Source organism: Streptococcus troglodytae, assembly GCF_002355215.1.
GTDB lineage: Bacteria > Bacillota > Bacilli > Lactobacillales > Streptococcaceae > Streptococcus > Streptococcus troglodytae.
Map to the genome: position 1 here is coordinate 1 of NZ_AP014612.1, position 19,310 is coordinate 19,310.

The following is a 19,310-nucleotide window of genomic DNA, read 5'->3' on the forward strand; positions in this document are numbered from 1 at the left end:
ATGACAGAAAATGAACAAATTTTTTGGAATAGGGTTTTAGAACTTGCACAAAGTCAATTAAAGCAAGCGACTTTTGATTTTTTCGTTTCAGATGCTAAATTATTGAAAGTTGAAGGAAATATTGCGACTATCCTTCTTGATGATATGAAAAAATTATTTTGGGAAAAAAATTTACAGCCCGTTGTTCTAACAGCTGGATTTGAGGTCTTTAATACAGAAATCTCAATTGAGTATGTTTTTGAAGAAAATCAATCCACATCAAACAGCCCACAAATTTCTCAAAATAAAACTGCAGAACCTGCAACAGAAACACTTCCTTTTGTGCAAAATGATCTTAATCCAAAATATAATTTTGATAACTTTGTAATTGGTGATGAAAATCGTTGGGCTTTTACAGCATCTGTTTCTGTCGCAGACCTTCCTGGAACAACCTACAATCCTCTCTTTATTTATGGAGGACCCGGTTTAGGAAAGACTCACCTTCTAAATGCCATTGGTAACTCTGTTTTAGCAAGCAATCCTAAAGCTCGTATAAAATATATTTCTGCTGAAAATTTTATTAATGAATTTGTTGTCCACATTAGACTACAAAATATGGACGAGTTAAAGAAGAAATTTCGAAATTTAGATTTGCTATTAATTGATGATATTCAATCTTTGGCTAAAAAAAGTTTAGCTGCCACTCAGGAAGAATTTTTCAATACTTTTAATGCTTTACATGATAATAACAAGCAGATTGTCCTTACCAGTGATCGAACACCAGATGACCTTAACGATCTTGAGCAACGTTTGGTAACACGTTTTAAATGGGGGTTAACTGTTAACATTACACCTCCTGATTTTGAAACACGAGTTGCTATTTTAAACAATAAAATTCAAGAATATAATTATAGTTTTCTCTCTGAAACAATTGAATACTTAGCTGGACAGTTCGACTCCAACGTTCGTGATCTAGAAGGTGCCCTAAAAGATATCAGTCTCGTGGCTAATTTTAAAAAACTTGATGTTATTACTGTTGAAGTTGCAGCAGAAGCTATCAGAGCAAGAAAGCAAGATGGCAGTCCTAAGATGATTGTTATTCCTATCGAGGATATCCAAAAACAGGTTGGAAAATTTTATGGCGTAACTGTTAAAGAAATCAAATCAACTAAGAGAACACAAGACATTGTTTTAGCACGCCAAGTTGGCATGTATTTAGCACGTGAAATGACAGATAACAGTCTTCCAAAAATCGGAAAAGAATTTGGAGGGCGAGATCATTCAACCGTTCTACATGCTTATAATAAAATTAAAAATATGTTATCACAGGATGACAGTCTAAAAATAGAAATGGAGACGATTAAAAATAAGATAAAATAAATCCTGTGTATAAGATAAAGAAAACGTATTATTTATCCACAAGTTGTGAACAATCTTTAAGACTGATAAAATATAAGATTGTTACACTTATCCTCACTATACACAAAACCTACTACCACTACTAACTTATTACTTATAAAATAAAGGAGTTTTCCATGATAAAATTTTCAATTAATAAAGCTTTTTTCTTACAAGCCTTAAATGCCACTAAGCGAGCTATCAGCTCTAAGAATGCTATTCCTATTCTTTCTAGTTTAAAGATTGAAGTGAATTCTCAATCCATCACTTTAACAGGCTCTAATGGACAAATTTCCATTGAAAATACGATTTCAGCTAAAGAAGAAAATGCTGGACTGTTGGTTACTTCCTCAGGAGCTATCTTACTTGAAGCCAATTTCTTTATCAACATTGTTTCAAGCCTGCCTGATATTACTTTAGATTTTGAAGAAATTGATCAACATCAAGTCGTTTTAAATAGTGGAAAATCAGAAATTACACTTAAAGGTAAAGATGTGGAACAATATCCTCGTTTGCAGGAAGTTGGAACAAATAATCCTTTAATTTTAGAAACAAAATTGTTGAAAACAATTATTTCTGAGACAGCTTTTGCTGCTAGTACTCAAGAAAGCCGGCCAATTTTAACGGGTATCCATTTAGTATTGACAAATCATAAAGAGTTTAAGGCTGTTGCTACAGACTCTCATCGAATGAGTCAAAGAAAATTAACCCTTGATCATTCATCAGATAATTTTGATGTTGTTATTCCAAGCCGTTCTTTACGTGAATTTGCAGCTGTATTTACAGATGATATTGAATCTGTTGAGGTATTTTTCTCTAGCAGTCAAATCCTCTTTAGAAGTGAATATATTAGCTTCTACACGCGTCTGTTAGAAGGAAATTATCCTGATACTGATCGCTTGTTGGTCAATAACTTTGAAACAGAAGTTGTCTTCAATACTAACGCTCTTCGTTATGCTATGGAGCGTGCTCATTTAATCTCAAATGCTACCCAAAATGGTACCGTTAAATTGGAGGTTATTAACAATCAAGTAACAGCACATGTTAATTCACCTGAGGTTGGAAAAGTCAATGAAGAACTTGATACTGAAAGCTTATCAGGAAATGATTTAACAATAAGCTTTAATCCAACCTACTTGATCGAAGCTCTAAAGGCTCTTAAAAGTGAGACTGTCACAATTCGTTTTATTTCGCCCATCCGTCCTTTTACTTTGATACCGAGTGATGACAATGAAAACTTCATTCAATTGATTACACCTGTTCGCACAAACTAAAATGACGCCTATTACAGGCGTTGTTTTTTTGTCAATATGATATAATGATCTATATGCTCTATATTTTAGTAAATCCCAATTCAGGGGACAAAAGTGCCTTAAAAAAGCAACATTAATTAAAGAAACTTATCCACAACTGTTTCAAAAATAGTTATAGCACAAATTGATGGCGAAGCGCTTGAACTTTCGACTGAAAAGTCTAGCTGCTATCAAAGAAGAATTGATCTTTAAAAGGAGAGTCAATGTACGAATTAGAGTCTTTAGTTGAAATGAAAAAACCACATGCCTGTACGATTAAAGCTACAGGTAAAAAAGCCAATTGCTGGGAAGTAATGCGTGTTGGTGCAGATATTAAAATTCGTTGTACTAATTGTGATCATGTAGTCATGATGAGCCGCCATGACTTTGAGCGGAAGTTAAAGAAAGTTTTATAAAAGGCTTATGCAACCGAGAAATTTGCTAAAACAGTAGTATTTTAACAGAAAAAGCAAGTGCTGGTTGCTTAACTTTAGCACCATATTTATCCTGAATTGTTAGGAAAATAAAGAAATGATTTATGCTAAGAGTGAAAAGAGAATTACCATGTTATAGTCTTCTAGTCAACTAGAAATTGTGAAATGAGCAAGGACTTTCGTAGGAAGAACTGACCAGCCAACTTTTCATCTCTCATCAGGCTATGCAAAATAGGAGAAGGGGATAAAAGCCAGATTTGGATAATGCAGACAATTAGCTAAAGTTTTTGATGTCAGTCTGGATTGCCTTATCTTAGGAAAGGAAGAAACAGAAAACCTGTGGATAAGTCAGAATTTCTTTATAATCCAATATAAGGATGTACGAATAACAACACTCAAAATTAACAAATTTCTATAAATTTGCAGTTCATTTTTGGCCATTATTATTAATTTTACTCTATTCAAGGAAACAAGTACAAGTTATTATAAAAAAATGTTTGCAACTCAAATAAGTTAGTATTATCAAGTTCTTATATGCTGCTGCAACTCCTAGTTGCTATCAAAAGTGCTAGTCTGCTCTCCAAAAATCAACTATACTTAGCTTAGAACAAATGAAAGGTAATAAATTTATGATACTATTTTCAGAACAACTCAAAAAATATCGTAACAGAAAAAATCTTTCGCAAGAAGATTTAGCTCAGAAACTTTTTATTTCACGACAAGCTATTTCCAAGTGGGAAAATGGTGAAGCAACACCAGATATGGACAACTTGGTTAAAATTGCTGAGATTTTTGAGCTAAGTTTAGATGAACTGGTTTTAGGCAAGGAATCTGAGAAAGTTGTAGAGCGTGTTGTTGAAACGAAGGCTGAAAAACACATGAATGGCTGGGAATTTTTGGCAGGTTACTGGTGGTTGATATTTCCTCTTGGAGGAATGTTATCGTGGTTTCTAAGAAGTCTTATTGAGATTTTGCATTAAGCTTGCTAATGGGCAAGCTTTTTCTTATCTTTTCTGCTATAATATTAATGATTGAATAAAATATTGGAGATTTTAAATGGCTTTAACAGCAGGTATCGTTGGTTTGCCTAATGTTGGAAAATCAACGCTTTTTAATGCAATAACAAAGGCAGGAGCAGAAGCTGCCAACTATCCTTTTGCAACAATTGATCCTAATGTGGGTATGGTTGAAGTACCAGATATACGTTTACAGAAGTTGACAGAACTTATTGTGCCTAAAAAGACTGTGCCAACAACGTTTGAGTTCACAGATATTGCAGGCATTGTCAAGGGAGCGTCAAAAGGTGAAGGCCTTGGAAATAAATTTTTAGCTAATATCCGTGAAGTAGATGCTATTGTCCATGTTGTACGTGCTTTTAATGATGAAAATGTTATGCGTGAACAAGGACGTGAATCTGATTTTGTCGATCCAATAGCCGATATTGAAACCATTAATTTAGAATTAATTTTGGCAGATCTTGAGTCTATTAATAAGCGTTATGCGCGTGTCGAAAAAATTGCACGTACGCAAAAAGATAAGGATTCTGTAGCTGAGTTTAACATTCTTCAAAAGATAAAACCAGTTCTTGAAGATGGAAAGTCAGCACGTACCATTGATTTTACAGAAGATGAAGCAAAAATTGTCAAAGGATTGTTCTTATTGACAACTAAACCAGTGCTTTATGTGGCCAATGTTGATGAAGACAAAGTAGCTGATCCAGATAATATTGATTATGTTCAACAAATCCGTGGATTTGCAGCAACGGAAAATGCTGAAGTTGTTGTTATTTCAGCGCGTGCTGAAGAAGAAATTTCTGAACTTGATGATGAAGATAGAGCAGAGTTTTTAGAAGCAATGGGCTTAAATGAATCAGGTGTTGATAAATTAACACGAGCAGCTTATCATTTATTGGGTCTTGGAACTTACTTTACAGCTGGTGAAAAAGAAGTACGTGCTTGGACCTTTAAACGTGGTATCAAAGCACCACAAGCTGCAGGAATTATTCATTCGGATTTTGAAAAAGGCTTCATCCGTGCTGTAACCATGTCTTATGATGATCTTATCAAATATGGCTCTGAAAAAGCTGTCAAAGAAGCTGGTCGTCTACGTGAAGAAGGTAAAGATTATATTGTTCAAGATGGCGATATTATGGAATTCCGATTCAATGTTTAAGAGAATTAAAGAACAATAACAAAAAGAGGCTGGGACAAAAGTTCGGGCTTCTTAATCTTTAAAAATTCATTTTGGAAGGGAAAGCATGACTAAATTAATTGTCGGCCTTGGAAATCCAGGCAGTAAATATCATGAAACAAAACATAATGTTGGCTTTATGGCTCTTGACAGGATTGTCAAGCCTTTGAATGTTCACTTTAAAGAAAATAAAACATTTAAAGCAGAAACAGCAGCAACTTTTATTAATGATGAAAAAATTTATTTTATTAAACCAACTACATTTATGAATGCCAGTGGTTTAGCTGTTAGAGCTTTCCTAGCTTATTATAATTTAACTGTAGAAGATTTAATTGTTATTTATGATGATCTTGATATGGAGGTAGGAAAAGTACGTTTTCGTCAAAGAGGCTCTGCTGGTGGACATAATGGCATAAAAAGTATTATCAAGGAAATTGGGACTCAGGAATTTGATCGTATCAAGATTGGTATTGGTCGTCCAAAGGATAAGATGACAGTTGTCAACCATGTTTTAGGAAAATTTGATAAAGAAGATCAAATAACTATTTTAAACACACTTGATAAAGTTGACAAAGCTGTCAATTATTATTTACAAACGAAAAATTTCGAACAAACAATGCAAAAATTTAATGGGTAAGATGAATTTAATAGATTTATTTAAACAAAATCAAAAATTAAAGAGTGGACAGAACATCTCTTTGCTCCTACTAGACAATTAGTAATGGGATTTTCAAGTTCTAGTAAAGCTTTAGCAATCGCAGCTGCTTATAAGCATAAAAAGGGAAAGATAGTAATTGTGACGTCAAATCAAAATGAGGCTGAAAAACTCGCAACTGATTTAAATGGCTTAATTGGTGAGGAAGAAGTTTATCAATTTTTCGCTGATGATGTTGCAGCAGCAGAATTTATTTTTGCATCGCAAGACAAAACAAATTCCCGTGTAGAAAGCCTTAATTTTCTTTTGGATAAAGAAAAATCAGGAATTTTAGTGACAAGTATTGTTGGTATAAGGATTTTACTTCCAAGTCCCCAAAATTACCAAGCAGCTCGATTTGAATTAAAAGTTGGTGAAGAATATAATATTGACAATCTTGTAAAGCAACTGTCAAACATTGGCTATCAAAAAGTATCCCAAGTTTATAATCCAGGAGAATTTAGCAAAAGAGGGGATATTTTAGATATTTATGAAATCAATCAGCCTTATCCTTATCGTCTTGAATTTTTTGGAGATGAGATAGACGGTATTCGCACTTTTGATCCTGATGACCAAAGATCTCTTGGTAATCTGGATTCTTTTATCTTGATCCCATCTGATGATATCATCCTGACAGATAGTGATTTTGATCAAGCCTGTCATAATTTAGAAAAAGCACTTATTACTGCAAATGATAGTTTACAATCTTATTTAAAAGAGATTTTATCTGTTACGAAAGATCATTACCGTCATCAAGATGTTAGAAAGTTTTTATCTTTTTTCTATCAAAAAGAATGGACTCTTCTAGATTATCTACCTGAACAAACACCACTATTTTTTGATGATTTTCAAAGAATTGTTGATCGGAATAGTCGTTTTGATTTGGATATTGCTAATCTTTTGACAGAAAATTTACAAAATAGTAAAGCGGTATCAAGCTTATCTTATTTTGCTAATAACTACAAAGATTTAAGACACTACCAACCTGCGGCCTTTTTTTCTAATTTTCATAAAGGCTTAGGAAATCTTAAATTTGATTATCTCTATAACTTTACACAGTATCCAATGCAGGAATTTTTTAATCAATTTCCTTTATTAATTGATGAAATTAGACGTTATCAAAAATCTGAGATGACTGTTCTTTTACAAACAGATTCACAGCAGAGTCAAGAACGTTTACAAAAAGCTTTACAGGAATATGATTTCAATTTACCAATTAGTCAAGCTGATAATTTGTTAAAAAAGCAAGCTCAGTTAACAATTGGAAATCTTTCAACCGGTTTTTATTTTGCTGATGAAAAGCTTGTCTTAATCACTGAAAGAGAAATTTTTCATAAAAAAGTCAAGCGTATACGTCGTCGTTCACATATTAGTAATGCTGAGCGTCTTAAAGATTACAATGAATTAGAAAAGGGAGACTATGTTGTTCATAATGTGCATGGTATTGGTCGTTTTCTAGGAATTGAAACTATTGAAGTGTCTGGTGTTCACCGAGATTACTTAACCATTCAATATCAAAATGCTGATCGTATTTCCATTCCTGTTGAACAAATTGAACTCCTTTCGAAATATGTTGCTAGTGATGGTAAAGAGCCAAAGATTAATAAACTTAACGATGGTCGTTTTCAAAGGGTAAAGCAAAAAGTATCAAAGCAAGTTGAAGATATAGCTGATGATCTTTTAAAACTTTACGCTGAACGTAGTCAATTAAAAGGTTTTGCTTTTTCTCCTGATGATAAAAATCAGGAAGAATTTGATAATGATTTTGCTTATGTTGAAACTGAAGATCAATTAAGATCCATTAAAGAAGTCAAAAAGGATATGGAAAAAGACCAACCAATGGATCGTCTTCTTGTTGGTGATGTTGGTTTTGGAAAGACGGAAGTAGCGATGAGAGCTGCTTTTAAAGCGGTTAATGATGGGAAACAAGTTGCTGTTTTGGTGCCAACAACAGTTCTTGCTCAACAGCACTATAATACTTTTAAGGAGCGCTTTGAAAATTTTCCTGTCAATATTGCCATGATGAGTCGTTTTAAAACCAAGGCTGAACAGTTTGAAACCTTAACTAAATTAGCTAAGGGACAGATTGACATCATTATTGGAACACATCGCCTACTTTCTAAAGATGTTACGTTTAAAGATCTTGGTTTGCTTGTTATTGATGAAGAGCAACGATTCGGGGTTAAGCACAAGGAAACATTGAAAGAATTAAAGACCAAAGTTGATGTCTTGACCTTGACAGCAACTCCCATCCCACGGACATTACATATGTCCATGCTTGGTATACGAGATTTATCAGTTATTGAAACACCTCCTAGTAACCGTTATCCTGTTCAGACTTATGTTATGGAAACAAATGCAAGTGTCATTCGTGAAGCTATTATGCGTGAAATTGATCGAGGTGGACAAATCTTTTATGTTTACAACAGGGTTGACACAATTGACAAAAAAGTTGCTGAACTGAGGGAATTAATTCCAGAAGCCAACATTGGTTTTGTTCATGGACAAATGAGTGAAATTCAGCTTGAAAATACTTTACTAGACTTTATCAATGGTGAATACGATCTCCTAGTAACGACAACAATCATTGAAACAGGTGTTGATATTTCAAATGTTAATACTTTGTTTATTGAAAATGCGGATTATATGGGATTGTCAACTTTGTATCAACTTAGAGGACGTGTTGGTCGGTCAAATCGTATCGCTTATGCTTATCTTATGTATCAACCTGATAAGATTTTAACAGAAGTGTCAGAAAAACGTTTGGAAGCTATTAAAGGGTTTACAGAACTTGGTTCAGGTTTCAAAATCGCTATGAGAGATTTGTCTATTCGTGGTGCAGGAAATATTCTTGGTTCCTCTCAAAGTGGCTTCATTGATTCTGTAGGTTTTGAAATGTATTCACAGTTATTAGAAGAAGCAATTGCAGCAAAACAAGGTCAAAGCAAAACGCGTTCTAAGGGGAATGCTGAAATTAATTTACAAATTGATGCTTATTTACCAACGGATTATATTAGTGATGAGCGTCAGAAAATTGAAATTTATAAACGTATTCGAGAAATTGAAAGTAAAGCAGATTATCAGACTTTACAAGATGAATTGGTTGACCGTTTTGGTGATTATCCAGATCAAGTTACTTATCTAATAGAAATTGGTCTTTTAAAAACTTATCTAGATGATGCCTTTGTAGAATCACTTGAACGTAAGCAAAATTCAGTAATAGTATGCTTTGAAAAGATTTCATTAAAAATTTATCTAACTCAGGATTATTTTAAAGCTGTGTCTAAAACTAATTTAAAAGCTCGTATTAGTGAAAATAAAGGAAAAATTGAAATTATTTTTGATGTGCGAGCTAAAAAGGAATATGAGATTTTAGAAGAATTAATCAAGTTTGGAAAAACTTTGAAGAAACTCAAAGATAAGAAAAAGTAACAATTTATTAAATTCTTTTTGAATTTTCTAACTGAGTAGAGAAAACTTATTTGTCGTGATTTTTACTGTTGTTTCTATCTTTTTATAAAGAAAAATGATAAAATGAAAAAGATAAATTGGAGTAATTAAATGAGATTAGACAAATATTTAAAGGTATCACGTATCATTAAACGTCGGCCTGTGGCTAAGGAAGTTGCTGATAAAGGACGAATTAAAGTAAATGGTATTCTGGCTAAAAGTTCAACAGATTTAAAAATAAATGACATCATTGAAATACGTTTTGGTAATAAGTTATTGACTGTTCGTGTTTTAGAAATGAAAGATAGCACCAAAAAAGAAGATGCTGCAAAAATGTATGAAATAATAAGTGAGACGAGGATTGATTTAAATGGAGAAACCTAACATTGTTCAGCTTAATAACAAATACATTAATGATGAAAAACTAAAAACGTTATGAAGAAGAAGAAACCAAACGTCGCCACCGTTTTATTGGGTGGATTTTGATTTTTATTATTTTATTATTTATTTTACCGGCCTATAACCTTGTAGCTAGTTATATGAATTTGCAAAGTAAAAAAGAACAAATTGTAAAGCTACAAAATCAACAGAAAAAATTAGATGCTAAAACAGACGCTGAGAAAAAATTTGCTCAGCGTTTAAAAGATGATAATTATGTTGAGAAGTATGCACGTGCTAAATATTACTATTCAATAGATGGTGAAAATATTTACCCTGCTCCAAATTTATTACCTAAATAATGAAAAATTTAATTGAAACAGTTGAGAAATTTTTAACTTATTCTGATGAAAAATTAGAAGAATTATCCAAAAAGAATCAAGCTTTACGAGAAGAAACATCTCATCAAAAATCAAAGTAGGAGGAAAAAATGAAAAAGCTATTAGCCGTAATGTTAATGTTTGTTTTTCTACTCCTATTTTTGTTATTAGTACAGAAAAAAAGCCTATAGCATTTTTTGATAAAATACCAACCAATCCGAATATCTCTCATGACGTTTCCAGCTTTTCAACCGCTGATTTAACTGGTAAGGTTCAAAAATAAAACTTGGTTCTAAATTTAAAATTAAGTCTCTTATTACCAATAAAGCAAAAATACCAGTCTTTAAACTATCCAATGGTCGTTTCATTAGGGCAAGTTATGATAATGTTTATGAAGATATTGTTCTTCGACGAGAAAATGTTAAAGGAAGCTACTGGTTAAAAAAGACATTTACCGTTTATCAAACACCTTATGTTGCAGGAACAAAAATAGCTAATACCAAACTAACGAATTATAATAAGATACATACTTCCCAAAAAGCTATTACTAAGCACGGCATTTATTTAAAAGCTGACGGCCAGGGTTGGATTAATGAAAAGGATTTAACTGTTCAAGATAACCGAATGGAAAAGGTACAAACTTTGCTGACTAAAAAGTATAATAACCCCAATTATTCGATTTATGTAAAACAGTTAAAAACGCAAAAAACAGCTGGAATAAATGAAGATAAATCAATGTATTCTGCTAGTGTAACGAAATTGCCAATTCTATATTTTATTGAAAAACAGATAAAAGATAGCAAGGTTAAATTAACTGATAAATTTAAGTATATTGAACAAGTTAACCAGTTTAAAGGAGCTTATAAGGTAGAAGGTAGCGGTAAAATGCCTAAAAAAGCTGACAATAAATACTATACTGTTGATAGTCTTTTAAAAGCTGTTACTCAGCATTCAGATAATGTTGCTAGTAATATTTTAGGTTACTATATTGCTCATCAGTACGATAAAATTTATCAAAAAACGGTTTTAAGAGTTGCAGATGTTAAGTGGAACATGGAAAGCCGTAATGTTTCCTCTAAAACAGCAGCAAATGTTATGGAAGCACTTTATTCCCAAAAGAGTCCTGTTATGCGCTACCTAACTTCAACAGAATTTGATAATACACGCATTTCACGTGATATTGCAGTTCCTGTAGCTCATAAAATTGGTGATGCTTATGATTACAAGCATGATGTAGCTGTTATCTATGCTGACCAACCTTTTATCTTATCAATTTTTACAGATAAATCATCTTATGAAGACATATCAGCTATTGCTGATGATGTCTATGGTATTTTAAAATGACTTATGAAAAAATGTTAAAGTATGTTCAAGAGAAAAAATTTTTTGAGACGCATTATAACATTCTAATAGCTGTATCAGGTGGGGTAGATTCGATGAATTTGCTGCACTTTTTGCATATTTATCAGAAAAAACTGCAACTTAGAATAGCCGTAGCTCATGTGAATCACAAACAGAGACCGCAAGCTGATGAAGAAGAAATTTATCTTAAAAATTGGGCACGAGACAATCATATTCCTTTTTATGCTGCTGTTTTTAAGGGAACTTTTTCAGAAAAAAAGGCGCGTGATTTTCGTTATACTTTTTTTAAAAATATAATGAAAGAGCATGGATATACAGCTCTTGTTACGGCTCATCATGCTGATGATCAGGCTGAGACAGTCTTTTTACGCTTACTCAGAGGATCACGTTTACGATATTTGACTGGTATTAAAGAAATTCAGGAGTTTGGCAATGGTCAACTGATTCGTCCTTTTTTAAAATTTTATAAGAAGGACCTACCAAATATATTCCATTTTGATGATGATTCAAATCAAGGAAATTCTTATCTTAGAAATAGAATTAGAAATCATTACTTACCTATTTTGACACAGGAAAATCCTAAATTAAGTCAACATTTAATCCAAATGAGTGAAGAAACCAATCTCCTTTTCAAGGCTTTTTCAGATTTAACCTCAGGATTAGATGTTCAAGATTGTCAAATTTTTAGAAGTCAAAGTGAAGCAATACAGTACTTTTTATTGCAGAACTATCTAAGAAAATTTCCAAATTTAGAAATCAGTAAAGCTCAATTTGACAATCTACTCCATATTCTGAAAACGAAGGACTATTACTATGATTATTTAAAAAATAGTTACTATTTAAAAAAGGATCAAAAAAGATTTGAAATTTGTAAAATAGGTCCTGAGACGGATAGATTTGAAGGTGAAAAAGTATTAGAATATGACAGTATGGTCAAATATGGTCAGTACATTTTCTCTTTTCAAGAGGATTCAAATTCAAAAAAGGGAATCCCTGTAAGAAATGATTTTCCTATTATTATAAGACGTCGTAAGCCTGGGGATAAAATCAAATTAGGAAGTCATTCTAAAAAATTGCGGCGTTTATTTATAGATGAAAAAATTCCTATTTTTAAACGTTCAAATGCTATCATTGTTGAACAAGATAGCGATATTATATTAATTCTTTTAGATGGAGTTACTTATTTGAGAAAAGGTTTTAAAGATGATATAATGAAAGGCAGACTGTATATTCAAAATAGAAATTGGTGAGAAATGCTTGAACAGAATATTAAGAAAGTTCTCTATTCTGAAGAGGAAATCATTGTTAAGACAAAAGAATTAGGTGCTCAGTTAACCAAAGATTATGATGGTAAAAATCCGCTTTTGGTGGGTGTTTTAAAGGGTTCTGTCCCTTTTATGGCTGAGTTAATGAAACATATTGATACTCATATTGAGATTGATTTCATGGTCGTATCAAGTTATCATGGCGGAACCACGAGTAGTGGTGAGGTGAAGATTTTAAAAGATGTTGATACTAACATTGAAAATCGCGATGTTGTTTTTATTGAAGACATTATTGATACAGGCCGAACCTTGAAATATCTACGTGATATGTTCAAGTATCGTCAAGCAAATTCTGTGAGGATTGCCACATTATTTGACAAACCAGAAGGTCGTGTTGTTGATATTGACGCGGATTATGTTTGTTATAAAGTGCCTAATGAATTTATTGTTGGTTTTGGATTAGATTATGCTGAAAATTATCGTAATCTTCCTTATGTAGGAGTCTTGAAAGAAGACGTTTATTCAAAATAAGAAAAAGGTTTTAATTAATATATGAAAAATAATCGAAATAATGGATTTGTTAGAAATTCTCTTGTTTATATCATATTGATTTTAGCTATTGTGACAGGTTTTCAATATTTTTTTAGAGGAACAGGTTCACAAAGTGAAAAAATTAGTTATACGACTCTCGTTAAACGCGTCAAATCGGGTGATATAAAATCAATTACTTACCAACCAAGCGGCAGTATTGTCCAAGTAACAGGTGATTACACAAAGTCTCGAGAAATTAAAACTAATAGTGACTTAGCTTTTTTCAATGGGACGACAACAAAAGTTAAAAAGTTCACCTCAATTGTCCTTCCTAATAGCGCTTCTATTGAAAAAATTGAAAAATTAGCAGAAGATAAAGGAACTAAAATTTCTGTTAAACAAGAGAGTTCAAGCGGAGCTTGGATCTCCTTCTTAATGAGCTTCTTGCCAATTCTCATAATGATCTTCTTCTTCACTATGATGTTAAATCAAAGTGGCGGCGGTGCCCGTGGTGCCATGAGTTTTGGTAAAAATAAAGCTCGTTCTTCTTCTAAAAGTGATGTCAAGGTTCGCTTCTCAGATGTTGCTGGTGCAGAAGAAGAAAAACAAGAACTTATTGAAGTTGTTGATTTTCTAAAAGATCCTAAACGTTATAAGGCTTTAGGTGCCCGTATTCCAGCCGGTGTTCTACTTGAGGGCCCTCCAGGAACAGGAAAAACACTTCTTGCTAAAGCAGTAGCCGGTGAAGCTGGTGTTCCGTTCTTCTCTATTTCTGGTTCTGATTTTGTTGAAATGTTTGTTGGGGTTGGTGCTAGCCGTGTTCGTTCATTATTTGAAGATGCTAAGAAAGCAGAGCGTGCCATTATCTTTATTGATGAAATTGATGCTGTTGGTCGTCGTCGTGGTGCTGGTATGGGCGGCGGAAATGATGAACGCGAACAAACACTTAACCAACTGTTGATTGAAATGGATGGTTTTGAAGGTAATGAAAATATTATTGTTATTGCGGCAACCAACCGTAGTGATGTCTTGGATCCAGCCCTTCTTCGTCCAGGTCGTTTTGACCGTAAAGTTCTTGTTGGTCAACCAGATGTTAAAGGTCGTGAAGCGATTTTACGTGTCCATGCTAAAAATAAACCTCTAGCTAGTGATGTTGATCTAAAAGTTGTTGCGCAACAAACACCAGGTTTTGTAGGTGCTGATTTAGAAAATGTTCTGAATGAAGCTGCTCTTGTTGCTGCTCGTCGTAGTAAAAAGATAATTGATGCCAGTGATATTGATGAAGCAGAAGATCGCGTTATTGCAGGTCCTTCTAAGAAAGATAAAACTGTTTCTGAACATGAACGTCAAATGATTGCCTATCATGAAGCTGGACATACCATTGTAGGACTTGTTTTATCGAATGCACGAGTTGTTCATAAAGTTACTATTGTTCCTCGTGGTCGAGCTGGTGGTTATATGATTGCTCTTCCAAAAGAAGATCAAAATCTCCTATCTAAGAGTGATTTGAAAGAACAATTAGCTGGTCTTATGGGAGGACGTGTTGCAGAAGAAATTATCTTCAATGCTCAAACAACAGGTGCTTCAAACGACTTTGAACAAGCCACTCAACTAGCGCGAGCAATGGTAACAGAATATGGTATGAGTGAAAAGCTCGGTCCAGTTCAATATGAGGGTAATCATTCAATGATGCCAGGACAATTTGCACCAGAAAAGACCTATTCAGCACAAACAGCTCTTCTTGTTGATGAAGAAGTTCGTGAACTTCTTAATGAAGCTCGCAATAAGGCAGCTGGAATTATCAATGATAATCGTGAAACACATAAATTAATTGCAGAAGCGCTTCTTAAATATGAAACTTTGGATGCTGCGCAAATTAAATCCATTTATGAGACTGGTAAGATACCTGAAAAATCAGAGGATTCAAAGGACGCACATGCGCTTTCTTATGATGAAATAAAAGAAAAAATGTCTGAAGATAGTACTGATTAATGGGTCTTGTTAAAAATCAAACAATGAGAGTTGGAATAAGAATATTAAAGCTTGTCTACCGTTTGTCGAGCTTATCAAACGCTCAGCTTAATATTTATTGACCATAGAAGGTTACCATTTATTGATTGGCATAACTAACACAATATTAATAAAGGGATTTGGTTCTATATTATATAGAACCAAATCCCTTTTCATTTTATTGTACTTTATCTGATGTTATAGAAAAATAAAATTTTAAGATTCTAGGAGGGTTCTTTTTTTGACACAATCCGCGCTCGTGTTTAATTAAGATTTGAGATTTTTAGACTCAAATCTTCCGAATGGTAGAAAGTTTCATTCAGGGTTTGATTCGCTTGCCAATGCCATAAAAAAGAAATAATCTTGAAATTTGCAGAGCTTAAAAAAGGCTTATCTACATTTTATACAGTTTCCCAATTGTTTTTTTGCTGTTTAAATTTACAGAGGTCTACTGACTATGGTAAACTAATAAGGCTGTTAATAAAGTTAGGAGAAATGATGACTATTTTCAGAAAGAAGAATACTAATTTAGATAAAACAGAAATGAAACGTCACCTTAAAGTATTTGATCTAATTTTTCTTGGATTAGGATCAATGGTTGGAACAGGAATTTTTACAATTACTGGTATTGGTGCAGCTAAGTATGCGGGTCCTGCTTTGATTATTTCAATTATTATTTCGGCAATTGCCGTTGGAATTTCTGCACTTTTCTATGCTGAATTTACCTCTCGAATACCTGCAAATGGTGGAGCTTACAGTTACTTATATGCTACTTTGGGTGAATTTCCTGCTTGGTTAGCTGGTTGGTACATTATTATGGAATTTCTTACTGCAATTTCAAGTGTAGCATCTGGTTGGGGAAGTTATTTCAAGGGATTGTTATCAAGCTATGGTATTGAATTACCATCTTTGCTTAATGGTACTTTTAATCCAGCTAAAAATAATTACATTGACTTACTTCCTATCTTAGTCATTTTTTTAGTTACAGGAATCGTGTTATTAAATTCTAAAATTGCCTTACGCTTTAATAGTAGTTTGGTTGTAATGAAATTTTCTGCCTTAGCCCTTTTTATAATTATTGGATTGTTTCATATAAAACCTGAAAATTGGTCTAATTTTGCACCTTTTGGTTTTGGAAAAATTTATGGTGGACAAACTGGAATAATGGCTGGCGCTTCTTTGATGTTTTTTGCATTTTTAGGATTTGAATCTATTTCAATGGCAGTGGATGAAGTTCAAAAACCACAAAAAAATATTCCCAAAGGTATTATTGCTTCTTTAACGATTGTTACCATTCTTTATGTTAGTATTACTCTTGTATTAACTGGTATTGTTCATTATTCTAAATTAGATGTTACTGATGCAGTTGCCTTTGCACTTCGTCAAGTGGGTTTGAACTGGGCGGCAAACTATATTTCAGTGATTGCGATTCTGACTCTTATAACAGTTTGCATTTCTATGACTTTTGCTTTAGCTAGAACCGTTTATAGTATTAGTCGTGATGGATTATTACCAAAACAACTCGGCATTGTTACCAAACATAGCAAAGTTCCGAAAAATGCTACTCTTCTTGTTGGTTTTGCTTCTATGATTTGTGCTGGAGTTTTTCCGCTTTCTAGCATTGCAGAATTTTTAAATATTTGTACCCTAGCTTATCTTATTATGTTGGCTATTGCTATTATCAAGCTCAGAAAAGATCAAGGACAGCCTAAAATTGGAGAATTCAAAACACCATTTATTCCGTTTTTACCTATTGTTTCTATAGTTATATGCTTATCTCTTATGAGTCAATATAAGTCTGTCACTTGGATTGCATTTGGAATCAGTACATCTATAGGTTTCTTAATTTACTTTACATATGGTTATAGACATTCAACTATTTTCATAGAAAAATAATCCAAAAATTAGATAGACCTTTTGGTAAATAGTCATAAGGTAATGCCGAGTTTTCTGCTAGATTTGGTATTATTTTTAACCAAAATGAAACTTTGGCTATCTCTTTATCAAATGAACTCAGTTAAAATAGAAAAAAAGGGAAAAAGCTATTGACAAAGGGGCGAAGAGCTGATAGAATAAAGAAGTTGTCTCAGAAAGAGGCAGAGCCCTTTGAAAACTGAACAAGAAGACGAACCAAACAAGTGCAGGGTTACGAAAGTAACCTGTCAATAAGAAAAAAACTGTCAGAGTGCAGAGATGAGTGAAGAGACGAACTAATAATGAGAGTTTGATCCTGGCTCAGGACGAACGCTGGCGGCGTGCCTAATACATGCAAGTGGGACGCACTGATTTCACGGGAGCTTGCTCCACGAGGTCAGTGAGTCGCGAACGGGTGAGTAACGCGTAGGTAACCTGCCTACTAGCGGGGGATAACTATTGGAAACGATAGCTAATACCGCATGCTAGCTTTTAGCGCATGCTAGGAGCTTAAAAGATGCAACTGCATCACTAGTAGATGGACCTGCGTTGTATTAGCTAGTTGGTAAGGTAAGAGCTTACCAAGGCGACGATACATAGCCGACCTGAGAGGGTGAACGGCCACACTGGGACTGAGACACGGCCCAGACTCCTACGGGAGGCAGCAGTAGGGAATCTTCGGCAATGGACGAAAGTCTGACCGAGCAACGCCGCGTGAGTGAAGAAGGTTTTCGGATCGTAAAGCTCTGTTGTAAGCGAAGAACGGGTGTAAGAGTGGAAAGCTTAGACTGTGACGGTAGCTTACCAGAAAGGGACGGCTAACTACGTGCCAGCAGCCGCGGTAATACGTAGGTCCCGAGCGTTGTCCGGATTTATTGGGCGTAAAGGGAGCGCAGGCGGTTAGGAAAGTCTGGAGTAAAAGGCTATGGCTCAACCATAGTGTGCTCTGGAAACTGTCTGACTTGAGTGCAGAAGGGGAGAGTGGAATTCCATGTGTAGCGGTGAAATGCGTAGATATATGGAGGAACACCAGTGGCGAAAGCGGCTCTCTGGTCTGTCACTGACGCTGAGGCTCGAAAGCGTGGGTAGCGAACAGGATTAGATACCCTGGTAGTCCACGCCGTAAACGCTGAGTGCTAGGTGTTAGGCCCTTTCCGGGGCTTAGTGCCGGAGCTAACGCAATAAGCACTCCGCCTGGGGAGTACGACCGCAAGGTTGAAACTCAAAGGAATTGACGGGGGCCCGCACAAGCGGTGGAGCATGTGGTTTAATTCGAAGCAACGCGAAGAACCTTACCAGGTCTTGACATCCCGATGTTATTCTTAGAGATAAGAAGTTACTTCGGTACATCGGAGACAGGTGGTGCATGGTTGTCGTCAGCTCGTGTCGTGAGATGTTGGGTTAAGTCCCGCAACGAGCGCAACCCTTATTGTTAGTTGCCATCATTAAGTTGGGCACTCTAGCGAGACTGCCGGTAATAAACCGGAGGAAGGTGGGGATGACGTCAAATCATCATGCCCCTTATGACCTGGGCTACACACGTGCTACAATGGTCGGTACAACGAGTTGCGAGCCGGTGACGGCAAGCTAATCTCTGAAAGCCGATCTCAGTTCGGATTGGAGGCTGCAACTCGCCTCCATGAAGTCGGAATCGCTAGTAATCGCGGATCAGCACGCCGCGGTGAATACGTTCCCGGGCCTTGTACACACCGCCCGTCACACCACGAGAGTTTGTAACACCCGAAGTCGGTGAGGTAACCGTTAAGGGGCCAGCCGCCTAAGGTGGGATGGATGATTGGGGTGAAGTCGTAACAAGGTAGCCGTATCGGAAGGTGCGGCTGGATCACCTCCTTTCTAAGGAAAAAAGGAAAGCACGATAGGGGAGCTTCTTGTTTAGTTTTGAGAGGGTAAGTGGGGCCTTAGCTCAGCTGGGAGAGCGCCTGCTTTGCACGCAGGAGGTCAGCGGTTCGATCCCGCTAGGCTCCATTAAAACAGGATACTAAAGAAGTAAGTCTAGAGTTCAACTTAATATC

At 34.9% G+C, this 19,310-nt stretch carries 12 protein-coding genes, 1 tRNA gene, 1 rRNA gene and 3 pseudogenes; all 17 read left to right on the top strand.

Annotation, left to right across the window (positions count from 1 at the left end; genetic code table 11):
• The 17 genes and pseudogenes from dnaA (at nucleotide 1) to SRT_RS00085 (ending at nucleotide 19,263) form a co-directional block, all read left to right on the top strand.
• Entirely contained in the window at nucleotides 1-1,359 is a 1,359-nt protein-coding gene (gene dnaA, locus SRT_RS00005; protein WP_128832627.1) for a chromosomal replication initiator protein DnaA, read from the top strand.
• 155 nt (nucleotides 1,360-1,514) lie between these two features.
• Nucleotides 1,515-2,651: a DNA polymerase III subunit beta gene (gene dnaN, locus SRT_RS00010; RefSeq protein ID WP_128832628.1), complete on the top strand. Its 1,137-nt coding sequence runs from the start codon at nucleotides 1,515-1,517 to the stop codon at nucleotides 2,649-2,651.
• Between the two features lie 242 nt (nucleotides 2,652-2,893).
• Complete coding sequence (locus SRT_RS00015) at nucleotides 2,894-3,085, top strand: DUF951 domain-containing protein (protein ID WP_128832629.1); 192 nt, start codon at nucleotides 2,894-2,896, stop codon at nucleotides 3,083-3,085.
• 647 nt (nucleotides 3,086-3,732) lie between these two features.
• Nucleotides 3,733-4,083, top strand: coding sequence for a helix-turn-helix domain-containing protein (locus tag SRT_RS00020; RefSeq protein ID WP_128832630.1), 351 nt, complete (start codon nucleotides 3,733-3,735; stop codon nucleotides 4,081-4,083).
• Between the two features lie 76 nt (nucleotides 4,084-4,159).
• A complete protein-coding gene (gene ychF, locus SRT_RS00025) occupies nucleotides 4,160-5,275 on the top strand; it encodes a redox-regulated ATPase YchF (protein WP_128832631.1) in 1,116 nt (371 codons plus the stop codon).
• Between the two features lie 85 nt (nucleotides 5,276-5,360).
• Nucleotides 5,361-5,930, top strand: coding sequence for an aminoacyl-tRNA hydrolase (gene pth, locus SRT_RS00030; RefSeq protein WP_128832632.1), 570 nt, complete (start codon nucleotides 5,361-5,363; stop codon nucleotides 5,928-5,930).
• A pseudogene (mfd, locus tag SRT_RS00035) lies at nucleotides 5,923-9,419 on the top strand (transcription-repair coupling factor). Before pth ends, mfd begins: the two are co-directional and overlap by 8 nt.
• A gap of 129 nt (nucleotides 9,420-9,548) precedes the next feature.
• Nucleotides 9,549-9,821, top strand: coding sequence for an RNA-binding S4 domain-containing protein (locus tag SRT_RS00040; protein WP_128832633.1), 273 nt, complete (start codon nucleotides 9,549-9,551; stop codon nucleotides 9,819-9,821).
• A pseudogene (locus tag SRT_RS00045) lies at nucleotides 9,808-10,177 on the top strand (septum formation initiator family protein). Before SRT_RS00040 ends, SRT_RS00045 begins: the two are co-directional and overlap by 14 nt.
• The gene (locus tag SRT_RS00050) at nucleotides 10,177-10,296 is read left to right on the top strand and encodes an SP_0009 family protein (protein ID WP_128832634.1); all 120 of its coding nucleotides are present in this window, start codon (nucleotides 10,177-10,179) and stop codon (nucleotides 10,294-10,296) included. Before SRT_RS00045 ends, SRT_RS00050 begins: the two are co-directional and overlap by 1 nt.
• A 9-nt stretch (nucleotides 10,297-10,305) precedes the next feature.
• Nucleotides 10,306-11,539, top strand: a pseudogene (locus SRT_RS00055) (serine hydrolase).
• Nucleotides 11,536-12,807 carry a tRNA lysidine(34) synthetase TilS gene (tilS, locus tag SRT_RS00060; protein ID WP_128832635.1) on the top strand — a complete coding sequence of 424 codons (1,272 nt, stop codon included), beginning with the start codon at nucleotides 11,536-11,538 and terminating at the stop codon, nucleotides 12,805-12,807. The pseudogene SRT_RS00055 and the gene tilS overlap by 4 nt, the downstream one beginning before the upstream one ends.
• Before the next feature lie 3 nt (nucleotides 12,808-12,810).
• Nucleotides 12,811-13,353 (top strand): hypoxanthine phosphoribosyltransferase, encoded by a 543-nt coding sequence (gene hpt / locus SRT_RS00065; protein WP_128832636.1) that lies wholly within the window; start codon nucleotides 12,811-12,813, stop codon nucleotides 13,351-13,353.
• 21 nt (nucleotides 13,354-13,374) lie between these two features.
• Nucleotides 13,375-15,345 (top strand): ATP-dependent zinc metalloprotease FtsH, encoded by a 1,971-nt coding sequence (gene ftsH / locus SRT_RS00070; RefSeq protein WP_128832637.1) that lies wholly within the window; start codon nucleotides 13,375-13,377, stop codon nucleotides 15,343-15,345.
• 516 nt (nucleotides 15,346-15,861) lie between these two features.
• On the top strand, nucleotides 15,862-17,259 hold the full coding sequence (locus SRT_RS00075) for an APC family permease (protein WP_128833992.1): 1,398 nt from the start codon (nucleotides 15,862-15,864) through the stop codon (nucleotides 17,257-17,259).
• A gap of 316 nt (nucleotides 17,260-17,575) precedes the next feature.
• A 16S ribosomal RNA gene (locus tag SRT_RS00080) occupies nucleotides 17,576-19,131 on the top strand.
• A 59-nt stretch (nucleotides 19,132-19,190) separates the two neighbouring features.
• A tRNA-Ala gene (locus SRT_RS00085) sits at nucleotides 19,191-19,263 on the top strand.
• The last annotated feature ends 47 nt before the right edge of the window (nucleotides 19,264-19,310 follow it).

What these genes read in the sequence shown, in the direction of transcription:
- dnaA (WP_128832627.1), top strand. Translation starts at nt 1, where the DNA reads ATGACAGAAAATGAACAAATTTTTTGGAATAGGGTTTTAGAACTTGCA.
- dnaN (WP_128832628.1), top strand. Translation starts at nt 1,515, where the DNA reads ATGATAAAATTTTCAATTAATAAAGCTTTTTTCTTACAAGCCTTAAAT.
- SRT_RS00015 (WP_128832629.1), top strand. Translation starts at nt 2,894, where the DNA reads ATGTACGAATTAGAGTCTTTAGTTGAAATGAAAAAACCACATGCCTGT.
- SRT_RS00020 (WP_128832630.1), top strand. Translation starts at nt 3,733, where the DNA reads ATGATACTATTTTCAGAACAACTCAAAAAATATCGTAACAGAAAAAAT.
- ychF (WP_128832631.1), top strand. Translation starts at nt 4,160, where the DNA reads ATGGCTTTAACAGCAGGTATCGTTGGTTTGCCTAATGTTGGAAAATCA.
- pth (WP_128832632.1), top strand. Translation starts at nt 5,361, where the DNA reads ATGACTAAATTAATTGTCGGCCTTGGAAATCCAGGCAGTAAATATCAT.
- SRT_RS00040 (WP_128832633.1), top strand. Translation starts at nt 9,549, where the DNA reads ATGAGATTAGACAAATATTTAAAGGTATCACGTATCATTAAACGTCGG.
- SRT_RS00050 (WP_128832634.1), top strand. Translation starts at nt 10,177, where the DNA reads ATGAAAAATTTAATTGAAACAGTTGAGAAATTTTTAACTTATTCTGAT.
- tilS (WP_128832635.1), top strand. Translation starts at nt 11,536, where the DNA reads ATGACTTATGAAAAAATGTTAAAGTATGTTCAAGAGAAAAAATTTTTT.
- hpt (WP_128832636.1), top strand. Translation starts at nt 12,811, where the DNA reads ATGCTTGAACAGAATATTAAGAAAGTTCTCTATTCTGAAGAGGAAATC.
- ftsH (WP_128832637.1), top strand. Translation starts at nt 13,375, where the DNA reads ATGAAAAATAATCGAAATAATGGATTTGTTAGAAATTCTCTTGTTTAT.
- SRT_RS00075 (WP_128833992.1), top strand. Translation starts at nt 15,862, where the DNA reads ATGACTATTTTCAGAAAGAAGAATACTAATTTAGATAAAACAGAAATG.